This window comes from Cryptosporangium minutisporangium, from assembly GCF_039536245.1.
Classification (GTDB): Bacteria; Actinomycetota; Actinomycetes; order Mycobacteriales; family Cryptosporangiaceae; genus Cryptosporangium; species Cryptosporangium minutisporangium.
On record NZ_BAAAYN010000017.1, the window covers coordinates 567,302 to 587,104 of the forward strand.

At 71.5% G+C, this 19,803-nt stretch carries 15 protein-coding genes, 1 pseudogene and 1 riboswitch; of the genes and pseudogenes, 6 read left to right on the forward strand and 10 right to left on the reverse strand.

Going from position 1 to position 19,803, the window contains the following annotated elements:
* Positions 1-495 (reverse strand): annotated as a pseudogene (locus ABEB28_RS14405) (cation:proton antiporter domain-containing protein); the annotation flags it as partial.
* 96 nt (positions 496-591) lie between these two features.
* Between ABEB28_RS14405 and ABEB28_RS14410 the strand changes: the two are divergent.
* On the forward strand, positions 592-873 hold the full coding sequence (locus ABEB28_RS14410) for a UBP-type zinc finger domain-containing protein (protein ID WP_345728652.1): 282 nt from the start codon (positions 592-594) through the stop codon (positions 871-873).
* A 249-nt stretch (positions 874-1,122) separates the two neighbouring features.
* A complete protein-coding gene (locus ABEB28_RS14415) occupies positions 1,123-2,757 on the forward strand; it encodes an enoyl-CoA hydratase-related protein (RefSeq protein ID WP_345728554.1) in 1,635 nt (544 codons plus the stop codon).
* 573 nt (positions 2,758-3,330) lie between these two features.
* Here the strand turns inward: ABEB28_RS14415 and ABEB28_RS14420 are convergent.
* The 4 genes from ABEB28_RS14420 to ABEB28_RS14435 all read right to left on the reverse strand — a co-directional run bounded on the left by ABEB28_RS14420 (position 3,331) and on the right by ABEB28_RS14435 (position 7,442).
* Positions 3,331-3,690, reverse strand: a complete 360-nt coding sequence (locus ABEB28_RS14420) for a hypothetical protein (RefSeq protein ID WP_345728555.1) — start codon at positions 3,688-3,690, stop codon at positions 3,331-3,333.
* A gap of 82 nt (positions 3,691-3,772) precedes the next feature.
* Positions 3,773-4,759 (reverse strand): ABC transporter ATP-binding protein, encoded by a 987-nt coding sequence (locus ABEB28_RS14425; protein WP_345728556.1) that lies wholly within the window; start codon positions 4,757-4,759, stop codon positions 3,773-3,775.
* Positions 4,756-6,414 (reverse strand): ABC transporter permease, encoded by a 1,659-nt coding sequence (locus ABEB28_RS14430; protein ID WP_376980896.1) that lies wholly within the window; start codon positions 6,412-6,414, stop codon positions 4,756-4,758. Before ABEB28_RS14430 ends, ABEB28_RS14425 begins: the two co-directional genes overlap by 4 nt.
* Positions 6,390-7,442, reverse strand: a complete 1,053-nt coding sequence (locus tag ABEB28_RS14435; protein WP_345728557.1) for a thiamine ABC transporter substrate-binding protein — start codon at positions 7,440-7,442, stop codon at positions 6,390-6,392. Before ABEB28_RS14435 ends, ABEB28_RS14430 begins: the two co-directional genes overlap by 25 nt.
* A gap of 67 nt (positions 7,443-7,509) precedes the next feature.
* Positions 7,510-7,599: riboswitch (TPP riboswitch) on the reverse strand.
* Between the two features lie 77 nt (positions 7,600-7,676).
* Here ABEB28_RS14435 and ABEB28_RS14440 point away from each other — a divergent pair.
* Positions 7,677-9,422 carry a dynamin family protein gene (locus tag ABEB28_RS14440; protein WP_345728558.1) on the forward strand — a complete coding sequence of 582 codons (1,746 nt, stop codon included), beginning with the start codon at positions 7,677-7,679 and terminating at the stop codon, positions 9,420-9,422.
* Positions 9,419-11,062, forward strand: a complete 1,644-nt coding sequence (locus tag ABEB28_RS14445; RefSeq protein WP_345728559.1) for a GTPase — start codon at positions 9,419-9,421, stop codon at positions 11,060-11,062. Before ABEB28_RS14440 ends, ABEB28_RS14445 begins: the two co-directional genes overlap by 4 nt.
* On the opposite strand, the gene ABEB28_RS14450 is transcribed toward ABEB28_RS14445, so the two are convergent.
* From ABEB28_RS14450 to ABEB28_RS14460, 3 genes are all read right to left on the reverse strand, one after another.
* Entirely contained in the window at positions 11,037-13,952 is a 2,916-nt protein-coding gene (locus ABEB28_RS14450; RefSeq protein WP_345728560.1) for a S8 family serine peptidase, read from the reverse strand. The genes ABEB28_RS14445 and ABEB28_RS14450 overlap by 26 nt on opposite strands.
* Before the next feature lie 66 nt (positions 13,953-14,018).
* The gene (locus ABEB28_RS14455) at positions 14,019-14,801 is read right to left on the reverse strand and encodes a DeoR/GlpR family DNA-binding transcription regulator (protein ID WP_345728561.1); all 783 of its coding nucleotides are present in this window, start codon (positions 14,799-14,801) and stop codon (positions 14,019-14,021) included.
* Between the two features lie 252 nt (positions 14,802-15,053).
* Positions 15,054-15,590: a YbhB/YbcL family Raf kinase inhibitor-like protein gene (locus ABEB28_RS14460; RefSeq protein ID WP_345728562.1), complete on the reverse strand. Its 537-nt coding sequence runs from the start codon at positions 15,588-15,590 to the stop codon at positions 15,054-15,056.
* A gap of 133 nt (positions 15,591-15,723) precedes the next feature.
* Here ABEB28_RS14460 and ABEB28_RS14465 point away from each other — a divergent pair, with 133 nt between their 5' ends.
* Together ABEB28_RS14465 and ABEB28_RS14470 are read left to right on the forward strand one after the other, a co-directional pair.
* Positions 15,724-16,311: a hypothetical protein gene (locus tag ABEB28_RS14465; protein ID WP_345728563.1), complete on the forward strand. Its 588-nt coding sequence runs from the start codon at positions 15,724-15,726 to the stop codon at positions 16,309-16,311.
* 74 nt (positions 16,312-16,385) lie between these two features.
* On the forward strand, positions 16,386-17,648 hold the full coding sequence (locus ABEB28_RS14470; RefSeq protein WP_345728564.1) for a sensor histidine kinase: 1,263 nt from the start codon (positions 16,386-16,388) through the stop codon (positions 17,646-17,648).
* A gap of 87 nt (positions 17,649-17,735) precedes the next feature.
* Here ABEB28_RS14470 and ABEB28_RS14475 read toward each other — a convergent pair whose 3' ends face one another.
* Both ABEB28_RS14475 and ABEB28_RS14480 read right to left on the reverse strand, forming a co-directional pair.
* A complete protein-coding gene (locus tag ABEB28_RS14475) occupies positions 17,736-19,001 on the reverse strand; it encodes a sensor histidine kinase (RefSeq protein WP_345728565.1) in 1,266 nt (421 codons plus the stop codon).
* Entirely contained in the window at positions 18,998-19,654 is a 657-nt protein-coding gene (locus ABEB28_RS14480) for a response regulator transcription factor (RefSeq protein ID WP_345728654.1), read from the reverse strand. The genes ABEB28_RS14475 and ABEB28_RS14480 overlap by 4 nt, the downstream gene beginning before the upstream one ends.
* Positions 19,655-19,803: the final 149 nt, after the last annotated feature.

Consider the following 19,803-nt stretch of genomic DNA (forward strand, 5'->3'; position numbering starts at 1 on the left):
GGCGCCCGCCGCGACCGCGGCCCGGTAGGCGGTCAGCGCGGTCGCGTCGTTCACGAGGCTCTCACCCTGCAGCACCTGCAGATACCGCCGCGGCATGCCGAGCTCGCGCCCGACCGCGGTGGCCGCCACCGCGTCGGGTGGCGCGACGATGGCCCCGAGCGCGAAAGCCGCGGCCAGCGGCATCCCGGGAATCAGCGCCCAGGCGGCCACGGCCACCAGCACGGTGCTGAACAGCGTGTAGCCGATCGACATCAGCAGGATCGGCCGCTTGTTGAGCCGGAATCCGCGCGACGAGCTCCGCCAGGCCGCCGAGTAGAGCAGCGGCGGCAGGAACAGCGCGAGGACGATCTCCGGATTCAGCGTGTAGTCCGGGACCCCCGGCAGATACGACACACCCAGCCCGACGAGGACGAGCAGAATAGGCGGCGAAATGCGCAGTTTTCGGGCGAGTCCGGCGACGAACGCCGCCCCGATGATCAACCCGAACACCGCCACCAGATCCGCGGTCTCGAAATGCACCCGGCCTCCTTGTTCTCCGGCCTGCCGGCCGCCGCCTTTATCGTGCCAGCCGATCAACTTTCACCAGGAACAATGGGAGGCGATCAAGGAGGCAAGTTGGCAATCTGCACACATATCGCCGAGTCGAACGACACCCAGCCACGATCCACCGGCTGCGAGGAATGCCTGGAAATCGGTTGGCGTTGGGTGCATCTCCGCACCTGCCTGGAGTGCGGGCACGTGGGCTGTTGTGACTCGTCTCGCGGCAAGCACGCGACCGCGCACTTCCACGACGTGAAGCACCCCGTGGTGCAGTCCGCGGAGCCGGGCGAGAGCTGGAAATGGTGCTTCGTGGACGAAGCGCTAGCACCGTGAAAAACCTCCGTTAACGGATGCTTCGGGGGCGTTGTCGCAGGTCATGGCAGCGCCCCCCACAGCACCGGACAACAGGGCACACTAACCCGCATGCGTAGTCTTCTGCTTACTTTCCGTAGAAGAAGCAACAGCCGCCCCCCGGAACCTCAGAAACCACCGCCGCGCTCGTTACGGGTTCTGCTGCTGGTGTCGTCGTTCAACGGGCTGACCCAGCGGGTGTGGTGCGCGCTCCGCGAGCAAGGTCATACCGTGGCGGTCGAGTTCGCCCGCGACGAGGAATCGATCGCGGACGCGGCTCGGCGCGCCGACCCCCAACTGATCCTGTGCCCGTTCCTGAAAGAGCGGGTTCCGACCGAGGTCTGGCAGAAGTGGACCACGCTGATCATCCACCCGGGTCCGGTGGGTGACCGTGGCCCGTCGAGCCTCGACTGGGCGATCAGCGAGGGGAAGACCGAGTGGGGCGTGACCGCGCTCCAGGCCGTCGAAGAGATGGACGCCGGCCCGGTCTGGGCGACCCGCACCTTCCCCCTCCCGGCCGACCCGCCGACGAAGTCGAGCCTGTACAACGGACCGATCGCCGACGCCGCGATGAGCTGCGTCGAGGAAGTGCTCGCCAAGCTGGACGATCCGGACTTCCGACCCACGCCGCCCGAAGAGCTGGCGAAGATCCAGGTCCGACCCCAGATGCGCCAGGCCGATCGGGCCTTCTCCTGGTCCGAACCGGCCGAGGCGATCGTCCGCAAGATCCGCGCCGCCGACGGCACGCCGGGCGTCCGGACCGAGATCGCCGGGGTGCGCGTCTGGGCCTTCGACGCGTACGTCGGTCCGCGTCAGGCGGATCCTCCGGGCACCGTCGTCGCGTGCCGCGACGGAGCGGTGCTCGTCGCTGCCGGTACGGGCAGCGTGTGGCTCGGCCACCTCAAGAAAATTCCGGACGAAACACCGCGCGCCAAAAATGGAGTCAAGCTACCGGCGGCGCTGGTACTCGCCGACCACCTCCCCGACGGGCTGACCTCGCCCACCGCCGCCGCGCCGACCGTCGAACAGTGCGGTCCGGGCCGGGTCCACTACGTGCGCCGGGGTGAGATCGGGTACGTCGTCCTGGACTGTTACAACGGCGCGCTCGCCACCGACGGCTGCAACCAGGCCCTGCACGCGCTGCGGCACGCCATCCGGCAGGACACGCTGGCGATCGTGCTGCGCGGTGGCTCCGGGCCGTTCTGCAACGGCATCGATCTCAATCGCATCGAAGCCGCGAGCAACCCGGCCGCCGAGGCGTGGGCGAACATCACCGCGATCAACGACGTCTGCCGCGAGCTGATCACCTGCCGCAACCAGGTGACGATCGCCGCGTTCAGCGGCAGCGCCGGCGCCGGCGGTGTGATGCTCCCGTTCGGCGCCGACCTGGTCGTCGCCCGCGACGGGGTGGTGCTCAACCCGTTCTACGAGATGGGTCTCACCGGCTCCGAGCTGCACACCTACACGCTCCCCCGGCGCGTAGGCCCGGACGTGGCGAGGCGGCTCCTCACCGACGCGCTGCCGGTCAACGTGACCACCGCGCAGCGACTGGGGTTGGTGGACGAGATCGGACCACGCGACCCCGGCCCGTTCGGCAACTGGCTGCACGAGGTGGCACTGCGCTACCTCGACCGCGGCCTGCGGGAGCGGACGCTGCGGCGGAAGGCGGAGGTCCTCGACCGGGACCTCAGCGTCCGGCCACTCGACGCCTACGAGGCCCGTGAGCTGGGCGAGATGGCCCAGGACATGTTCGACGACCGGCAGGGGTTCGACGCCGCCCGCCGAGCGTTCGTGCACAAGCACGCCCCCGAGCGCACGCCCGCGCGTCTAGCCCTCCATCGAGCGCCAGGTTTCGTCCGCGGATGACGGTCCGCGGATGACGGTCCGCGGATGACGGTCCGCGGATGACGGTCCGCGGATGACGGTCCGCGGATGACGGTCCGCGGATGACGGTCCGCGGATGACGGTCCGCGGATGACGGTCCGCGGATGACGGTCCGCGGATGACGGTCCGCGGATGACGGTCCGCGGATGACGGTCCGCGGATGACGGTCCGCGGATGACGGTCCGCGGATGACGGTCCGCGGATGACGGTCCGCGGATGACGGTCCGCGGATGACGGTCCGCGGATGACGGTCCGCGGATGACGGTCCGCGGATGACGGTCCGCGGATGACGGTCCGCGGATGACGGTCCGCGGATGACGGTCCGCGGATGACGGTCCGCGGATGACGGTCCGCGGATGACGGTCCGCGGATGACGGTCCGCGGATGACGGTCCGCGGATGACGGTCCGCGGATGACGGTCCGCGGATGACGGTCCGCGGATGACGGTCCGCGGATGACGGTCCGCGGATGACGGCAAATGGACGTTATCGCAGGCAGCGATAACGTCCATTTGCCGTTGTGGCGAGGGGAACCTCTCGGGCTACAGAGTGCCGATCACGCGGGACGCTGCACCGCGGCGAGCGTTGCTTCCCAGTCGATCGCGACGGCGTTGGCGTCGGTGGGTAGCACCCGGACCGCGAGATGCGCGCCCGGGAACGCGAGCGGCACCGCGGCTGGCGGTACCGGGTTGCCGATCCGGACCTCGTAGTCTTCGGCGTCCGGCCGGGTCACGGTCAACACGAACTCGTACAGGCTTACGCCGTAAGGGCTGCGCATGCCGAGCGGGCCGCTCGCCACGATCGTTGCCTCCGCCGGTGTTCCGGTCTCCAGCAGGTCGGCCGTGCTGGGCCCAGTGGCGTGATCGGATGGCAGGTCGTCGGTGTCGTTCACGTTCTGTTCAGCGAAAGGTCCCATGGCTCGCGACCGTACAAACGTTGCCGGGGGATGTCGCCGGAACTGACGCGCACCCGTCAGTGCTTTCTGTCCCCGGAACGTCTTACTCGGGCGACTCGCGGGGAAGAACGACGATCTGCGGCGGGTCGAACCGCACCGAGACCGTGTCCCCCGGCGCCGGTGCAGTGGCCGGCGGGCAGTGCGCCTCCAGCGGCGGCGCGCCCGGGATCGTCAGCAGTACCTCGACACGATCGCCCGCGAACGTCGCCACGTCCACCGTCGCCATGACGTCGCCTGCCGCCGGTGACAGCAGCACCCCGGCGGGCCGGATCAGAAGTGAGTGCCCGGCGAACCCAGCCGGTACCGGCCCCCAGGGGGTAGCCGCCTGGCCGTCCGCGACGGCCACGTTCGCGAAGCCGAGGAATCGAGCGACGAACTCGGACGCGGGCTGCTCCCAGACCTCGCGCGGCGTACCGATCTGGGCGATCCGCCCGGCGGCCATGACCACCACCCGGTCGGCCAGCGCGAATGCCTCTCGCTGGTCGTGGGTGACCGCCAGGACGGTGGTACCGAGACGGACGAACAGGCGCCGGAGCTCCACCACCAACCGCTCCCGCAGCGCCCGGTCGAGTTGCCCCAGCGGCTCGTCGAGCATCAGGAGCCGCGGCGACGGCGCCAGCGCCCTGGCCAGTGCCACCCGCTGCTGCTCGCCGCCGGAGAGCGTGTCGATCCGGCGTGACCCCGCGTCCGGAAGACCGACGAGTTCCAGCAGCGATGCGACGTCGACCCGGGAATTACCGAAGCGGATGTTGCCGGCCACATCGTGGTGCGGGAACAGCGCGTGATCCTGGAACATCAGCCCGACGCCACGGCGGTGCGGTGGTACCCGCGTGACGTCGGCGCCGTCCAGCACCACCCGTCCGGCAGACGGTTCCTGCAGCCCGGCAACCACACGTAGCAGCGTGCTCTTGCCGCTTCCGCTCGGGCCGAGGACGGCGACGACCTCGGAATCGGCAACGTCGAGGTCGACGTCGAGCAATGCGTTCTTCGACCCGAAGCGGACCGAGACGCCGGCGACCGACAGGCTCACAGCTCTCCTCCGGCGTTGCTCGGCCGCAGCCGGTCGAGCGTGATCAGCGTCGCCGCACAGACGACCATCAAGATCGTGGCCAGCGCCATCGCCTGGCCGCTGTTGATCGCGCCGGGCCGCCCGAGCAGCTGTGAGATCGCCACCGGGATCGTGGGGCTATCGCCGCGAGCGATGAACACGGTCGCGCCGAACTCGCCGAGCGAGATCGCGAACGCGAACCCGGCGGCCGCGGCCAGCGGACGCCAGATCAGCGGCGCGTCGACGCGCCACCAGACTTGCAGCGGGGGCGCTCCGAGCACCGCGGCGGCCTCGCGCAGCCGGTCGTCGATCGCCCGCAGCACCGGCAGCACCGCACGGACGACGAACGGCACCGCCACCAGGGCTTGCGCGCAGGGCACCAGGAGAGCCGAGTCCCGCAGGTCGAGCGGGGGTTCGTCGAGCGCGATCAGGAACCCAAAACCGACGGTCACCGCCGAGGTGCCCAGCGGCAGCATCAGCAGCAGCCCGAACGGTCCGGTCAACCGCCCCGGCCGGGCGAGCACGACCGCGGCGCAGACGCCGACCACCACCGCGATGACGGTCGCCGCGACCGCGTACCGGAGCGACGTCAGCACGGTCTCCCAGGCCGGAACCGGCAGCGCGCTGGACGCGTCGGCGTGGCCCAGCGCCCGCCAGTACGTGAGGCCGTAACCGTCCGCGGTCGCGAACGACCGCTCGACCAGCACGGCCAGCGGGATCAACAGGAGCCCGACCAGTACGACGAGGTTGATGCCGACGAACGTCCACTCGCCCCAGCCGCGCGGGGGCCGGGGCGTCGGTTCCGCCAGCCGCGCCGCCCGCCGCCGTCCCGTCAACAGACCGTCGACGGCGAGCAGCACGGCGACAGCGGCGAACTGCACCAGCGAGAGCACCGCCGCGCCGGAGAGGTCGAGTTGGTAGACGGTCCGGCGGTAGATCTCGACCTCGAGCGTGGCGTACTCCGGGCCGCCGAGGATCTGCACGATGCCGAACGAGGTGAACGTGAACAGGAACACCACCGACGCGGCGGCGGCGATCGCGGGCCGGAGCGCCGGGAGCGTCACCCGCCGGAACGCAGCGAGTCGTGAGGCACCGAGGACCCGGGCGGCCTCCTCCTGACGCCGGTCGAGCTGCGCCCAGACGCCACCGACGAGCCGCACCACGACCGCGTAGTTGAAGAACACGTGCGCGGCGAGGATCGCCCAGACCGTCCGGTCCAGCTCGACGCCGAGCAGGCCGTCCGGGCCGATCAACGCCAGGAACGCCGCCCCGACCACCACGGTCGGCAGCACGAAGGGCACGATGACCAGCGCCTTGAGCAGTGCCCGGCCGGGGAGCCGGTACCGGGCCAGCATCGCGGCGCCGGGCAGCGCGATCAGCACGGTGAGAACCGTCGAGGCCACCGCCTGCCACACCGTGAACCAGAGCACGTGCCGGACACCGGGGCTCGCGAGGAGCTTCCCGGGTGAGCCCTCCCCGAAGCCGATCCCGAGCAGGGACGCGACCGGGTACGCGAAGAAGAGCGCGAGGAAGCTCAGCGGAACGAACGCCAGCACGCCTCGGCCCCACCGGACCGATGCCGGGCGCCGAAGACGCCCGGCACTCGGCACGGTCAGCGCAGGACCGCGTTCGTCCACTCGTCGATCCACGCCTCACGGTTCTTCGTGATCTGGTCGGCAGGCAGCGTCAGCGGCTTCGCCGGGAGCGCCGCGTACTTCGTGAACTCCGGCGGCAACGGCGTGTCGGTGACCGCGGGCCACACGAACATCTGCAACGGGACGTCCTTCTGGAACGTGGGCGAGAGCAGGAAGTCCAGCAGCTTCTTCCCGCCCCCCGGGTTCTCCGCACCGTCGAGCAGGCCGGCGTACTCGACCTGCCGGAAGCAGGTGTCGGTGACGACCCCGGACGGGGCGTCGGCCGGCTTCTTCTCCGCGTAGACCACCTCGGCCGGCGGGCTGGACGCGTACGAGACGACCAGCGGCCGGTCGCCCTTGCCCTGCGAGCCGACCGTGAAGCGCTGCTGGTACGCCTCCTCCCAGCCGTCGACGACGAGGGCGCCGTTCGCCTTCAGCTTCGCCCAGTAGTCCTTCCAGCCGTCCTCCCCGTAGGTGGCGACGCTGCCGAGCAGGAACGCCAGGCCGGGCGAGGACGTCGCCGGGTTCTCGACCACGAGCAGGTTCTTGTACTCGGGCTTCAGCAGGTCGGCGTAGCTCGTCGGAGGCGCCACCTTCTTGCCGGCGAACCAGGCCTTGTCGTAGTTGACGCAGACGTCGCCGAAGTCGACCGGGGTGGCCTTACCGTCCGTGCCCTGGGTGAGGGCCGAGGGCAGCGCGTCGCCGCCCTTCGCCGTGTAGGAGGTGAACACGCCTGCGTCCACGGCCCGGGACAGGAACGTGCTGTCGACGCCGAACAGGACGTCACCCTGCGGGTTGCCCTTGCTCAGCACCGCCTTGTTGACCAGCGCACCGGCGTCGCCGCTGCGTAGGACCTTGACCGTGAGGCCGCTCTGCTTCTGGAAGTCCTTCAGGACGTTCTCGCTGACCGCGAACGACTCGTGCGTGACGAGCGTGACGGTCTTCGAGTCGGATTTGCCGTCCTCCGACGACGAGCAGGCACCGAGTGCCGCTAGCAAAACTCCGACCGCCAGTAAACGTGGGGTGCGCATCCGGTTCCCTCCGGAGTCGAGCACCGGGATGAGCCGTGGGGCGTGAAGTGTCCGGCGAGCGCCGGTTCTCCCTCCGCTGGCATTACCCAGAGCAGGTTCCACGGGTCGGCGATGAACGCTTGTCGCCCTCTCAGCCCGGCTGTCCCGAGCTCCCCGGCGGGTGGCTGACCACCCGCGACGACGATCCTAACCGCGAGTGGTTGAGACGACCCCATTGCGGTCACTACCTCGGTCATGGATGGTCCACGGCTCGCCGGTGCGCTGGAGGCGTTGCGCGGCACCGTCGCGCGCGTGCACCTCGGTCTGGCGGTGGCGGACGCGGAGAGCGCGCGCCGGTCGCAGTCCGAACTCGTCGGGCAGGTGGACGATTACCTGCTTCCCCGGCTGCGCCAACTGGACGCACCGATGCTGGTCGCGGTCGGTGGCTCCACAGGAGCAGGCAAGTCGACGCTGGTGAACACGTTGGTCGGCGCCGAGGTGACGAAGGCCGGCTGGCTGCGGCCGACGACCCGCGCTCCGGTGCTCGTCTGCCACCCCGACGACGTCGGATGGTTCGAGACCGACCGCATCCTGCCCGGGCTGTCCAGAACGACCGGGCAGGCGACGCCGGAGACGTCCCGCGACAGCCACGGCGGCGAGCAGGGCATCCGGACGCTGCGGCTGGTGCCGCACCACAGCATCCCGCCGGGCCTGGCGCTGCTGGACCCGCCGGACATCGACTCGGTGGTCGCCGAGAACCGGGACCTCGCGGGTCAGTTGCTGGCCGCCGCGGACCTCTGGATCTTCGTCACCACCGCGGCCCGCTACGCCGACGCCGTGCCCTGGGATCTTCTGCACACCGCAGCCCGACGCACCACCGCACTGGCCGTGGTGCTCAACCGCGTGCCGCCCGAGGGCGTCGGGGAGATCGGCGACCACCTCCGCTCGATGCTCGCCGCCGAGAAGCTCGGCGAGGCCGAGGTGTTCGCGATCCCCGAGGTGGAGCTGGACGCCGAACGCATTCCGGATCCGCAGATCGCCCCGCTTCGCGCCTGGCTGGACGGGCTGGCCGCGGACGCCGAGGCACGCGACACCGTCATCCGCACGACGCTGACCGGCGCGCTGACCAGTCTTCACGACCGGGTCACCGTCCTGGCCGAGCACCTGGACGAGCAACTCGGGAGCGCCGACACGCTGCGTGGACAGGCCGTCGAGCGGTACAGCTCCGCGGTCGACGACGTCGACGAGGGCGTGCGAAGCGGCACCGTGTTGCGCGGCGAGGTGCTGGCCCGGTGGCAGGAGTTCGTCGGCACCGGCCAGTTCACCCGGAATCTCGAAGCCCGGATGGGGCAGCTACGCGATCGGGTCACCTCGTTCTTCACCGGACGGCCGCCGGCTGCCGAGGCCGTCGGGCAGGCGGTCGAGGGCAACCTGCACGCGCTGGTGCGGGCCGCGTCCGACCGGGCGGCCGAGCAGACCACCGAGCTCTGGCGGTCCCACCCGGCCGGCCGAACGCTGATCCGGGACGACCTCCGCCGCTCGTCGGCCGAGTTCGGCCAGCGGTTGGAGGCGGAGATCCGCGCCTGGCAGCAGCGGGTGCTCGATCTCGTCCGGGACGAGGGTGGCCACCGCCGGAGCATCGCGCGGCTGACGTCGTTCGGCGTCAACGGTGCCGGGCTGGTGCTGATGCTCGCGGTGTTCGCCCAGACCGCGGGCCTCTCCGGCCTCGAGGTCGTCGTCGCAGGTGGGACGTCCGCGGTCAGCCAGAAAGTACTCGAGGCGATCTTCGGCGACGCGGCGGTCCGGACGCTCGCGGCCCGCGCCCGGGACGACCTGCTGAGCACCGTCGAGACACTGCTCGAAGACGAATTGCAACGGTTCGACGCGCTGGTCGACGACGCCGCGCCCACCGCCGACCAGGCGGCAGCGCTGCGCGAGACGCTCGCCGAGTTCGAGGGCGCGCTGGGCTCGTACCTGCGACAGCCAGGACTGGTCCGATGACGCTGCTCACCCGATCGGCTCCGGAACCGGCGCTCGGACGCCGTCTCGCAGCGCTCGACCAGATCGTCGCGCTGGGCCCCGACCGGCTCGACCCGGAAGCGCTGCGGATCGCCGAGCGGCTGTCCGGCAAGGCGGCGCAGCGGCTCCGCCTCGGTGCCGAACACACCGTCGTGGCGCTCGCGGGCACCACGGGTAGCGGGAAGTCCTCGCTGTTCAACGCGCTCGTCGGCACCGAAATCGCGACGACGGGCATGCGCCGCCCGGTGACGTCCACGGCGCAGGCGGCGGTCTGGAGCCCGGACGGCGCGGCGCCGATGCTCGATTGGCTGGGTGTACAGCGTCGGCACCACCTGGGCGAAGAAGGTGCGGATGAACTCTCCGGCCTGGTGCTGCTCGACCTGCCGGACGTCGACTCGGTGAAGGTCGACCACCGGCTCGAGGTGGACCGGCTGGTGGAGCTCGTCGACCTCGTCGTCTGGGTGGTCGACCCGCAGAAGTACGCCGACGCCGCCCTGCACGACCACTACCTCCGCCCGCTGCAGACGCACGCCGACGTCACGGTCGTGGCGTTCAACCAGTTCGACCGGGTGCCGGCCGGTGCCCGGGACGGTGTGCTGGCGGACCTCCGCGGGCTGCTGAAGCGCGAAGGGCTGGGCAGCGTCCCGGTGCTGCCGGTCTCCGCACGAACCGGGGAAGGGCTACCGGCGCTGCGTGCGCGGCTGGTCGACGCGGTGGCCGCCCACGAGGCGTCGGTCCGCCGGTTGAGCGCCGACCTGGGTGCGCTCGCCGAGGAGCTCGCGCCGGTGTGCGGTCCGTCCGGGGCGACCGACGTCGATCGTGCCGACCGGACCGCGGTGGTCGGCGCGCTGACCGAGGCCTCCGGGGCAGACGCCGTCGCGGTCGCCGTCGCCCGTACCCACCGCAGCCGGACCCGTGCCGCCACCGGATGGCCGGTGACACGGTGGCTCGCCCGGATGCGTCCGAGCGCCGCGACGCGTCTCGGGCTGCCGGGTGCCCGACTATCCGGCACCGACGACCCGAGCGAGCTCGTCCGCACCGCACTCCCGGGCCCCTCAGCCGTGCAGCAAGCCCGAGTGGACACCGCACTCCGCAACCTCGTCGACCGCTCCGCCGCCGGCCTCCCCGACCCCTGGCCGACGGTGCTGACCCGCGCCGCCACCGGACGCCGAGACCAACTCCCCGACCTCCTCGACCGCGCGGTCGCCGGAGCCGACCTCGGCCTGGGACGCCGTCCCCGCTGGTGGGCCCTGATCCGAGTCGTCCAGAACGTGCTGGCGCTGGTCGCGCTCGCCGGGGCGCTGTGGCTGCTCGGCCTGTTCGTCCTGGACTGGTTCCGGCTGCCGGAACCGCCGATGCCGGACGTCGACGCGGGTGGCTGGGAGTTCCCGGTGCCCACCCTGATGCTGCTCGGCGGTGTCGTCGTCGGGTTGGTCCTGGGCTTTCTCAGTGCACGCCTGGGAGCCCTCGGCGCCAGGAGGCGGGCAGCGCTCGCCCGGCGTCGGATCCGGAGCCGGGTCGAGCAGGTGGCCGCCGAAGCCGTGCTCGAGCCGGTCGGAGCCGAACTCGCGGCCCGCGGTGAGCTGTGTGCGGCGATCAGTCGCCTGCGAGCGCGCCGCTGACGCCGTCGTTGCGACCGCTGACAAGCGTCGTCGCCTCCCCGGTGCCACCGTCGGACCAGCGGATCCGCGCGAGCCACCGCCCGGGCGCAGTGGTCGCCGGACCGCTCAGCCGCAGCGGGGTGCCTGCGTTCACCGAGCGCTCCGCGGCGGGTGCACCGTCCGGCACCAGGTAGGAGTCCATCCGCACCGGCAGTGGTCCGGAGCCGGGGGCCGCGATCAACCGGACGTACACGTCGTACGTACCGGCTTCTGGTGTCGACAAATCGACGTGCTCGTCCGCGGCCGGTCCACTGCTGCGGCCCACTCGCTCGCCGCGCCGGTACACCGAGAGGTCGACGTCCGTGCCGAGCGGGTGGTCCTCGGAGGAGGTGGCGAAGCGGGCCAGCGCAGCGCCCTTCGGCACGGTCACCCGGAAGTGGGCGACACGGTCGGACGCCTCGGGATCGGACGCGTCGAACCGCGACGGCTTCCCGGTCACGCGCAGGCGCGCGGTGTGGCCCACACCGGGCACCGGTCCGGCGATCCGCGCGCTGAGCCGACCGGTGAAGCCCGGGACCACGGTCACCGTCTCACCGAGCGGAACCGCCGACGGTGCCGCGACGACGACCGGTGTGACCGCGATCGGCATCCGCACCTGGTGCGCGCCGTCCGACCAGATCACGGATCCGGCCGCGAGCTGGTCGTACGGTGCCGAGACCCGATGCGCGGTCAGCGTGAACGCCGCGGTCTCGCCCGGCCGGAGCGTCAGTCGGCTGGGCCGGACCGCGACGTCCACGCCGACCGGCTCGTCCACGCGCGCGGTGTACACCGCCGTGGTCTGCCCGACGTTCGTCACGGTCCGCCGCACGGTCCGGACGCCGGCCAGCGCGCCGATCACGACCGCCGGAGTGTTCTGCGCGCTGTACGGCGCGGTGGCGGCTGCCGCCGAGTCGAAGATCAGCCCCGGCTCCAGTGCCCCCTGGACCGAGAGCGCACCCGCGCCGTACTCGGCCGGCCCGGCGATCTCGCCGCCCTGGGTACTGATCGGCGCTCCGGCCGCGTCCCGGGTCGTCGCGGACGTCAGCAGCGCGGACTTCACCGCAGCGGGTGACCACCGCGGATAGCGGCTGCGCAGCAGCGCCGCCGCGCCTGCGACCTGCGGTGTGGCCACCGACGTGCCCGACCGGAGCCCGAACGGCGAACCGGAGCGGGCCGGCGGTACCGCCGCGACGACGTCGGTGCCCGGCGCCATCAGATCGGGGGCGAGCGAATCACCGTCCGGACCGCGCGCGGAGTACTCCGCCACTTCTGGACGGGCGGCACCGACGCGGCGCATCCGCGCGGGCTCCAGCGCGGCAGTGGGGCGCTCCGACCGGAGGTAGTCCCGCAGCCGTTCGTAGGCGCGCTTGTCGACGTGCACGGTCGGGACCGGGTGCGTATCGGCGGTGAGCTCGTCGACGTTCGAGTTGGCGAGCACCATGCCGACGCCCCCGGCCCGCGCGACCTCGGCGCTCTTCTCCACCCGGCCGTTCCCACCCCGGACGCAGAGCACGATCCGTCCGCGGACCTTCGCCGGGTCGAGGGACTGCCGCCGGCACCGCTCTGCGGACGTGTCTCGAACGCCGGGTGCGGCGGCGTCGGCGGCGTCGACCAGGCCGCGGTCCGGGACGCCGGAGCCCAGGCCGGCTCCGGTCAGCCGGGTACCGTCCCCGAGTCGCACCCCGGCCACCGGACGCCGATCCCAGGTACCGGCCCCGACCGTGGTGAGCCACGGCTTGCCGTGCGCCGTGTCGGCGGCCGGTCCGCCGTTGCCTGCCGAAGCGGCGACGAACACCCCTGCTTGGGCCGCCCGGTACAGGGAAGCGGCGAGCGGGTCGTCGGCCGGCGAGCCACCGGACGCACCGTCGACCGCCACGCTCAGCACGTCGACGCCGTCGGCGACCGCCTGGTCCACCGCGGCGACCGTGTCGGACTCGGCACACGTCGCTTCGCCGTCGAGGCGCCAGCAGGCCTTGTAAGCGGCGATCCGGGCCGCGGGTGCGACCCCGGAGACGGGGCCCAGCGGCGTCGGAACGTCGTCGGCGCCTGCGGCCACCGCCGCCGTGTGCGTGCCGTGTCCGTCGGAATCGGCGGGCGAACGCGCCTCGGACGCGTCCGGCGTCTTGCCGCCGAGCCCGTTCAGGTACCAGCGGGCACCGGCGAGCGCGCCTCGGCAGCGAAAGGACCCGACGATGCGGCCGGCGTCGCACGTCCCCCGGAATCGAGGCGCCGGTGGACGCTTCCCGGTGAAACTGGGGTGGTCCGCCAAGATGCCGGAGTCCACGAACCCGATCACCGTGCCGGCACCCGCTCGGTCGGGGCCGCCCAGCGACTTCCAGGCACCGCTCGGCCCGGGCAGACCCAGGAACTCGGTGGTGCCGACCGGCTCGACGGCGTCCAGCGTGTGGACGGAGTCCCGGGTGACCGACCGGACGCCGGGGAGCCGGCGCGCGGCCGCCACCTGGTCCGGTGTGAGCGCGGCCGCGAACCCGTTGAGTGCCCAGCGGTAGGCGTAGACCGGCCGGACGCCCGGCAGCTCGGCCAGCACCGCCCGGCGCTGTCGATCCAGGTGGTCGCGGTATCGCCGGACGGCGTCGGAGTCCAGCGCGAGCCGCTGTCCGCGCCGCGGACGCGTGCCGACGAGTTCCGTTGCCCCGGTGGACCGACCGCCCGGGTACGCGGCGATCGGCTCACCCCGGAGCTGGACGACGTGCATCACCGCGAGAACGTCGGGCGCGGGCACCGGAGTGGCGACGGCGCCCGACGTCCAGGCAAGACCGAGCGCCAATCCGGCAGAGGCCGCCCCGACCGGCCGTCGCACGCCGGCCCAGGTCGCGGTGAACGCGGAGCGGTGCAGGTCCGTCGACGTCACCCCCAGGTTTGCTCAGACAATCACGAGCATACCCAAATGGGGCAAACCGACCAGTGTTAGCGAACCTCAGGCCGGTTGGTCGACCGGGACCGGAGGTGCCACGTGCACCCGCAGACCGCGGGCGACCAGCGCGTCCAGCACGTCCTTCGTCGCGTCGGAGTCGGTGATCACCGCGGTGATCGAGCTGAGGTCCGTGACCCGGTACTGCGAGACCCGGCCGAGCTTGGACGAGTCGGCCAGTACGTACCGCTCGAAGCTGCGCGCGATCATGTGACGCCGGACCGCGGCCTCCCCCTCGTGACAGCCGGTCAGACCGGCCTGCGGGTGGACACCCCCCGCACAGATCAGCGCGACGTCCGAGAATCCCCCGGCGAACACCCGCTCGGCCTCCGGGCCGGAGACCGACAAGTCGCCCTCGCGGACGTCGCCCGGCACCAGCTGCACCCGGGCGCCCGGGTGACCAGCGAGGTGCTGGGCGACGTGCCCCGAGGTGGTCAGGATCGAGCCCGCCCAGTCGGCGGGTAACGCCTTGGCCGCCTCGAGGACGGTGGTGCCCATGTCGAAGACGACCGTCTGTTGTGGCCGGAGCAGACGGACCGCATATCGGGCGATTGCACGTTTGGCCGACACCCGGGAGCCGACCCGCCGGTCCCAGTGCTCGGACCGCTTCGGCGCCCTGGTGGCTCCCCCGTACACCCGGGTGAGCTCACCACGTCGTTCCAACTCGTTCAGGTCGCGCCGAATGGTCTCGAGCGAGACGCCGAGTTGGGTTGCCAGGTCGTCCGCCCGCACCATGCCCCGCGTGCCCAGGGCGGTCACGATCTGCTGGCGGCGCTGTTCAGGGACCATCGCTCCTCGTCGGGGGAAGACGTCGGGAAACAGTGTGGACGCTGCACCAACCTCAATATTGCACAGCAGTCACACCCAAACAGCCGATCGACGATGTGCCCGAGGCTCCGGCTGCACCCAGGAGTGCACCGTGACCGGCGATGTCAGAGGGCCGTCGTGCCGCAACAGTCCTCTCTGGACAATCCTATGCCCAGAGGGAAGCAGATATGCCAGGGGGCCGGGCACCGAGTGCCCGGCCCCCTGGAAGCCACGTCAGTGCTGGTAGGTCGGTACCAGCAGGGCACGCGCCAGGGTGTGGAACGCCAGGTTGAACGAGACCACGGCGGGGGTCGCGTCCGGCGTGACGTCGAGCGCCTCGACACCCACCGCGTGCACCACGAAGTAGTAGCGGTGAACCTGGTCACCGGGCGGCGGAGCAGCGCCGCCGTAGTTCCGGGTCCCGTAGTCGTTCCGGACGTGGAACGCCCCACCCGGCAGGCTGTTGTCGTCGGCACCCGCGCCGGTCGGCAGTTCGGTGACCGAGGCGGGCAGGTTCACGGCGAGCCAGTGCCAGAACCCGGACGGCGTCGGCGCGTCCGGGTCGAAGCAGGTCACCGTGAAACTCTTCGTCTCGGCCGGGAAACCCGACCACGACAGCTGCGGTGAAACGTCCTGCCCACCGGCGTCCTTGGCCACCTGCGCCAGGTCCAGTTGGGCGTCCGCGCTCACGTCGGTGCTGGCCACCGTGAACGACGGAACCGCGGGCAGCAGCGCGTAGGGGTCGGGCGCCTGCGGACGGTCTAGCGGCATGGCTTCCTCCTCATCGATCGCTCCGGCAACCCTGCCACGCGACCGCACCACGACCCAGTCACTATGGGGTTTGTCGTCACCTAACGCGGGTACTGCCAAATCGCGTTCCCGCCGACATTTCGGAGGAGATCCCGTGCTGACCGACGTCGTCCGCCGCGTGGCGGACCCGGCGGAGAAGTTGCTCACCCAGTCCTTCCGCTTCGCGGGCTGGGTAGTCGGGCGAACGGCTGTGCCGGCGTTCAGGTTGGCCCGCTCGGCCGGTCGGCCGGTGGTCCACACGCTGGCCAAGGTCAGCCCGTCCGCCGCCGAAACGCTCTGGTCGCTGCTGCCGGGCGGCCGCCCTACGCGCGAGCCAGTGACCCCGACGCCGCCGATCCAGCCACCGAAGGCGACCAGGCCGCCGCACGTCGCCACCGTGCCGTCCGCGGCCGGTGCGCCGACTCCGGCCGCCGCCCACGCGGAAGCCGCCGCTCTCCTCTCGGAGGTGAGCCCGGACGCCGCGAAGTCCCTCACCGCGGCCGACGACCTGCCGGTGAAGAACTGGGACGGGTTGACGATCGCCGCGATCCGTCAGCGCACCCGCTCGCTCAGCGACCAGGACGTGCTCACGCTCCTGGCGTACGAGCGCGCGCACGCTGCTCGACCGGCCGTCATCCTCAACCTGGAGAACCGGCTCGCGAAGCTGCACCGCGTCAACGGAGCGACCGTCACTCAGCACTGACAAATCGCCACTTATACCGCTAGCCGCCTATAATGGCGGTTAGCGGTATTTTTGTGCTTCCCGGAGGGCGGTAGATGGGGTTGGGCCGGATCGACCGGGATGCGCTGATCGCACCGTACGACGTCATCGGTCATCCTCCGGCTCCGGACCTGAGCGCGCTCGCCGAACTGGCCGCCGAGATCGCCGTGGCGCCGACCGCCGTGATCAACCTGATGGGCGAGACCACCCAGCACTCGGTCGCCGGCTACGGACGCGACCCGGGTGTCTGCGATCGCGCCGACTCGATGTGCAACGTGGTCCTCGACGAGCCCGGTCAGGTCGTCGTCGAGGACACCCGCAGCGATCCCCGGTTCGCCGACAACCCGTTCGTCACCGGGGAGCGCGCGGCGTTCCGCTTCTACGCGGCGACCCACCTGCGTAATCCGCAGGGCTTGGTGCTCGGCACGCTGTGCGTCTTCGACGAGGAGACCCGCAGCCTCGACCACCGTCGGATCCGCGGTCTCGGCCTGCTCGCCCGCCAGGTGGACGACGCCCTCGAACTGCGTCGCCGAACATCCAAGCTGGTGGACGCCGTGGCGGAACTGGCCGAAGTCCGGGCGGAGCTGGCCCGCTCGAACGAAGCGTTGCACGCGTTCGCCGGCCAGGTCAGCCACGACCTGCGCAACCCACTGACCGCGATCAACGGGTTCCTCGAGGAGCTGCAGTACGAGGTTCCCCACGACACCCCGTCGTCCGAGTACGTGGCCAGGGCGCTGACGTCGACCCACCGGATGAGCGAGCTGATCACCGACCTGCTCGGCTTCTCCAAGCTCGGTGGCCAGCTCCGCCGCGAGCCGGTCGCGCTGCGCAACCTCGTCGAAGAGGTCCGGCACGATCTCGCTCCGGCGCTGTCCGCGGTCGGCGCCCGGATGGACGTCGGCCCGCTGCCGACCGTCCGGGTGGACCCGGCCCAGTTGCGGGCCGTGCTGCAGAACCTGATCTCCAACGCAGCGAAGTACCGGCACCCGGAGCGATCGCCGCTGATCGCGCTGCACAGCTGCCGACAGGACCACGCCTGGCGCATCGAGGTCGTGGACAACGGCATCGGCGTTCCGCGCGACCGCCGCGAGGAGGCATTCAGCCCGCTCGCCCGGGTGCACGACCCGCACGATTCCAGCGCCGAGGGCGCCGGCATCGGGCTCGCCACCGCCCGTCGGATCATCACCGCGCACGGCGGCCAGATCGGTCTGGAGGCCAGTCCGACCGGGGGCACGGTCGCCTGGTTCACACTGCCCGACCCGCTCGAGGGTGGTTCCCACGGCGCCGGTCACCGGCCCCGATCGGCTCGCGTTTCCTAGATCTACGCCGCTCGGCGCACCACCGCAGCCCGTGCCCGCTCCTGCAGCGGTGGTGACCGACGTGCGCCTCGCCTCCCCCGGCCGGTCCTACTCCGGCTCCGCCCCGCCCTCGTCGTCGTCCGGAGCCGCCCGCAGGACGACCGTGACGACGAGCCCTCCGCCGTCCCGGGCGACCGCGGTGACACGGCCGCCGTGGGTGGTCGCTATCGCGCGAACGATCGACAGACCGAGCCCTGCGCCGTTGGCGGTGACGCCTCGCTGCTCGGGCAGGCGGTGGAACGCCTCGAACAACGCGGGCAACTCGTGCGGCGGCACTGCCGGCCCCGTGTTGGCGACCTCGACTTCCACGGCGTCGTCCGCGCGCGTGCGGGTGACGAGCCGCACCCAGCCACCGTCGGTGTTGTAGCGGATGCCGTTCTCGACGAGGTTGTGCACGACGCGCTCCAGCAACTGGGCGTCCCCGACCGTGACCGCCTCGTCCAGTTCGTCCTGCAGCGTGACACCAGCGGTTCCGGCGTCCACCCCGGCCTGCGCCACCACGTGCGCGGCGACGTCGGCCAGGTCGACCCGGCGACGTTCAGTGAGCTCGTTCTCCGACGTGGCCAGCAGCAGCAGCCCGGTGATCAACCGCTCGTGCCTGGCGTTGATCTGGAGCAGGTCCTCGCCGAGACGCCGGGTGTCGGCGGACGCGGTCTTGCGTTTCATCGCCAGCTCGACCAGCGCGCGCCCCACCGTCAGCGGCGTGCGCAGTTCATGGCTGGCGTTCGCGACGAACCGCCGCTGCCCGTCGAACGATCGGTCCAGGCGTTCGAGCATCGTGTTGAACGTGCCGGCGAGCTCCCGCACCTCGTCGTCCGGGCCACGTAGCGGTATTCGCTCGTGCAGTCCGCTGCCCGCCGCGGGCGCCGACGCGATCCGCCGCGCGGTGTCGGTGACCTGGTGGAGCGGCGCCAGTACCCGGCCCGCGATGAGCCAGCCCAACGCTCCGGCGACCATGCCCACCAAGCCGAGCGCGATAGCGCCCTGGGTGAGCATCGAGGTCGTCGCCGCCTCGCGGAGCCGTCGCCGTTCCTCCTCCACCGAGCGGAGAACGTCCTCCCTGGCCACCCTCGTATCAGCGTCCGGAGGCGCGGACGGTGTCGCCGCTGTCGAGGGCGCGGCGGCCGACGTCGAGACCACCGGACTCGGGCCGGGGCCGGTGATCAGCACCTGCGTCCGCCAACTCGCCAACTGCTGGTTGAACAACGCGTAGGTGGTAGCCAGGAGCACCAGGCCGGCAACGAGGAACAGCCCGCCGTAGAGGAGCGTCAGCCGTGCCCGCAGGGTGACCCGCCGTCGAGCCGAGCCGGTCACGGGATCCGATATCCGACCGCGGTCACGGTCTCGATGATCGGCGGATCACCGAGCTTGCGACGCAACTTGAGGATCGTCAGCCGAACCGCGGGGCTGAACGGGTCGGCGTGCTCGTCCCAGACCTTCTCCAGCAGGAACTCCGCCGAGACCGGCGCACCGTTCGCCCGCAGCAACTCGGCGAGGACGCCGAACTCCTTCTTCGCCAGCGGAACGTAACTGCCGTCCCGGAACACTTTGTGCAGTGCCTGGTCCAACGTGACGCCGGCGCGGCTCAGGACCGGCGGTGCGGCCGGGCGGCTCCGTCTGCCCAGCGACTGCACGCGCGCCGCGAGTTCCGCGAACGCGAACGGCTTGACCAGGTAGTCGTCCGCGCCCAGGGTCAGCCCGGCGACCCGATCGGTGACGTCGGCGGCGGCGGTGAGCATCAGCACCCGCGCCGACGAGCCGGATTCGACGATCTGGCGGCAGACCTCGTCACCGTGGACCACGGGGAGGTTCCGGTCGAGCACGACGACGTCGTAGTCGTGCACGGCCACCCGCTCCAACGCCGCGTCGCCGTCGTTGGCGACGTCGACCGCATGGGCTTCTTCGCGGAGCCACTCCGCGATGGTGTCCGCGAGTTTGGGCTCGTCCTCGACCACCAGTACGCGCATCCGGGCCCACTCTCCGACAGCCTCGTCCAGCACCGCCACCATCGTCGCCGATCAGCGTGTTTCCTCCGCGTTGCGGCAGCACGAACGCGCCTCACCTGGGGAAACGCACAGTACACGGAGGAAACGGGACGCCGCGTTGGATCCATCAC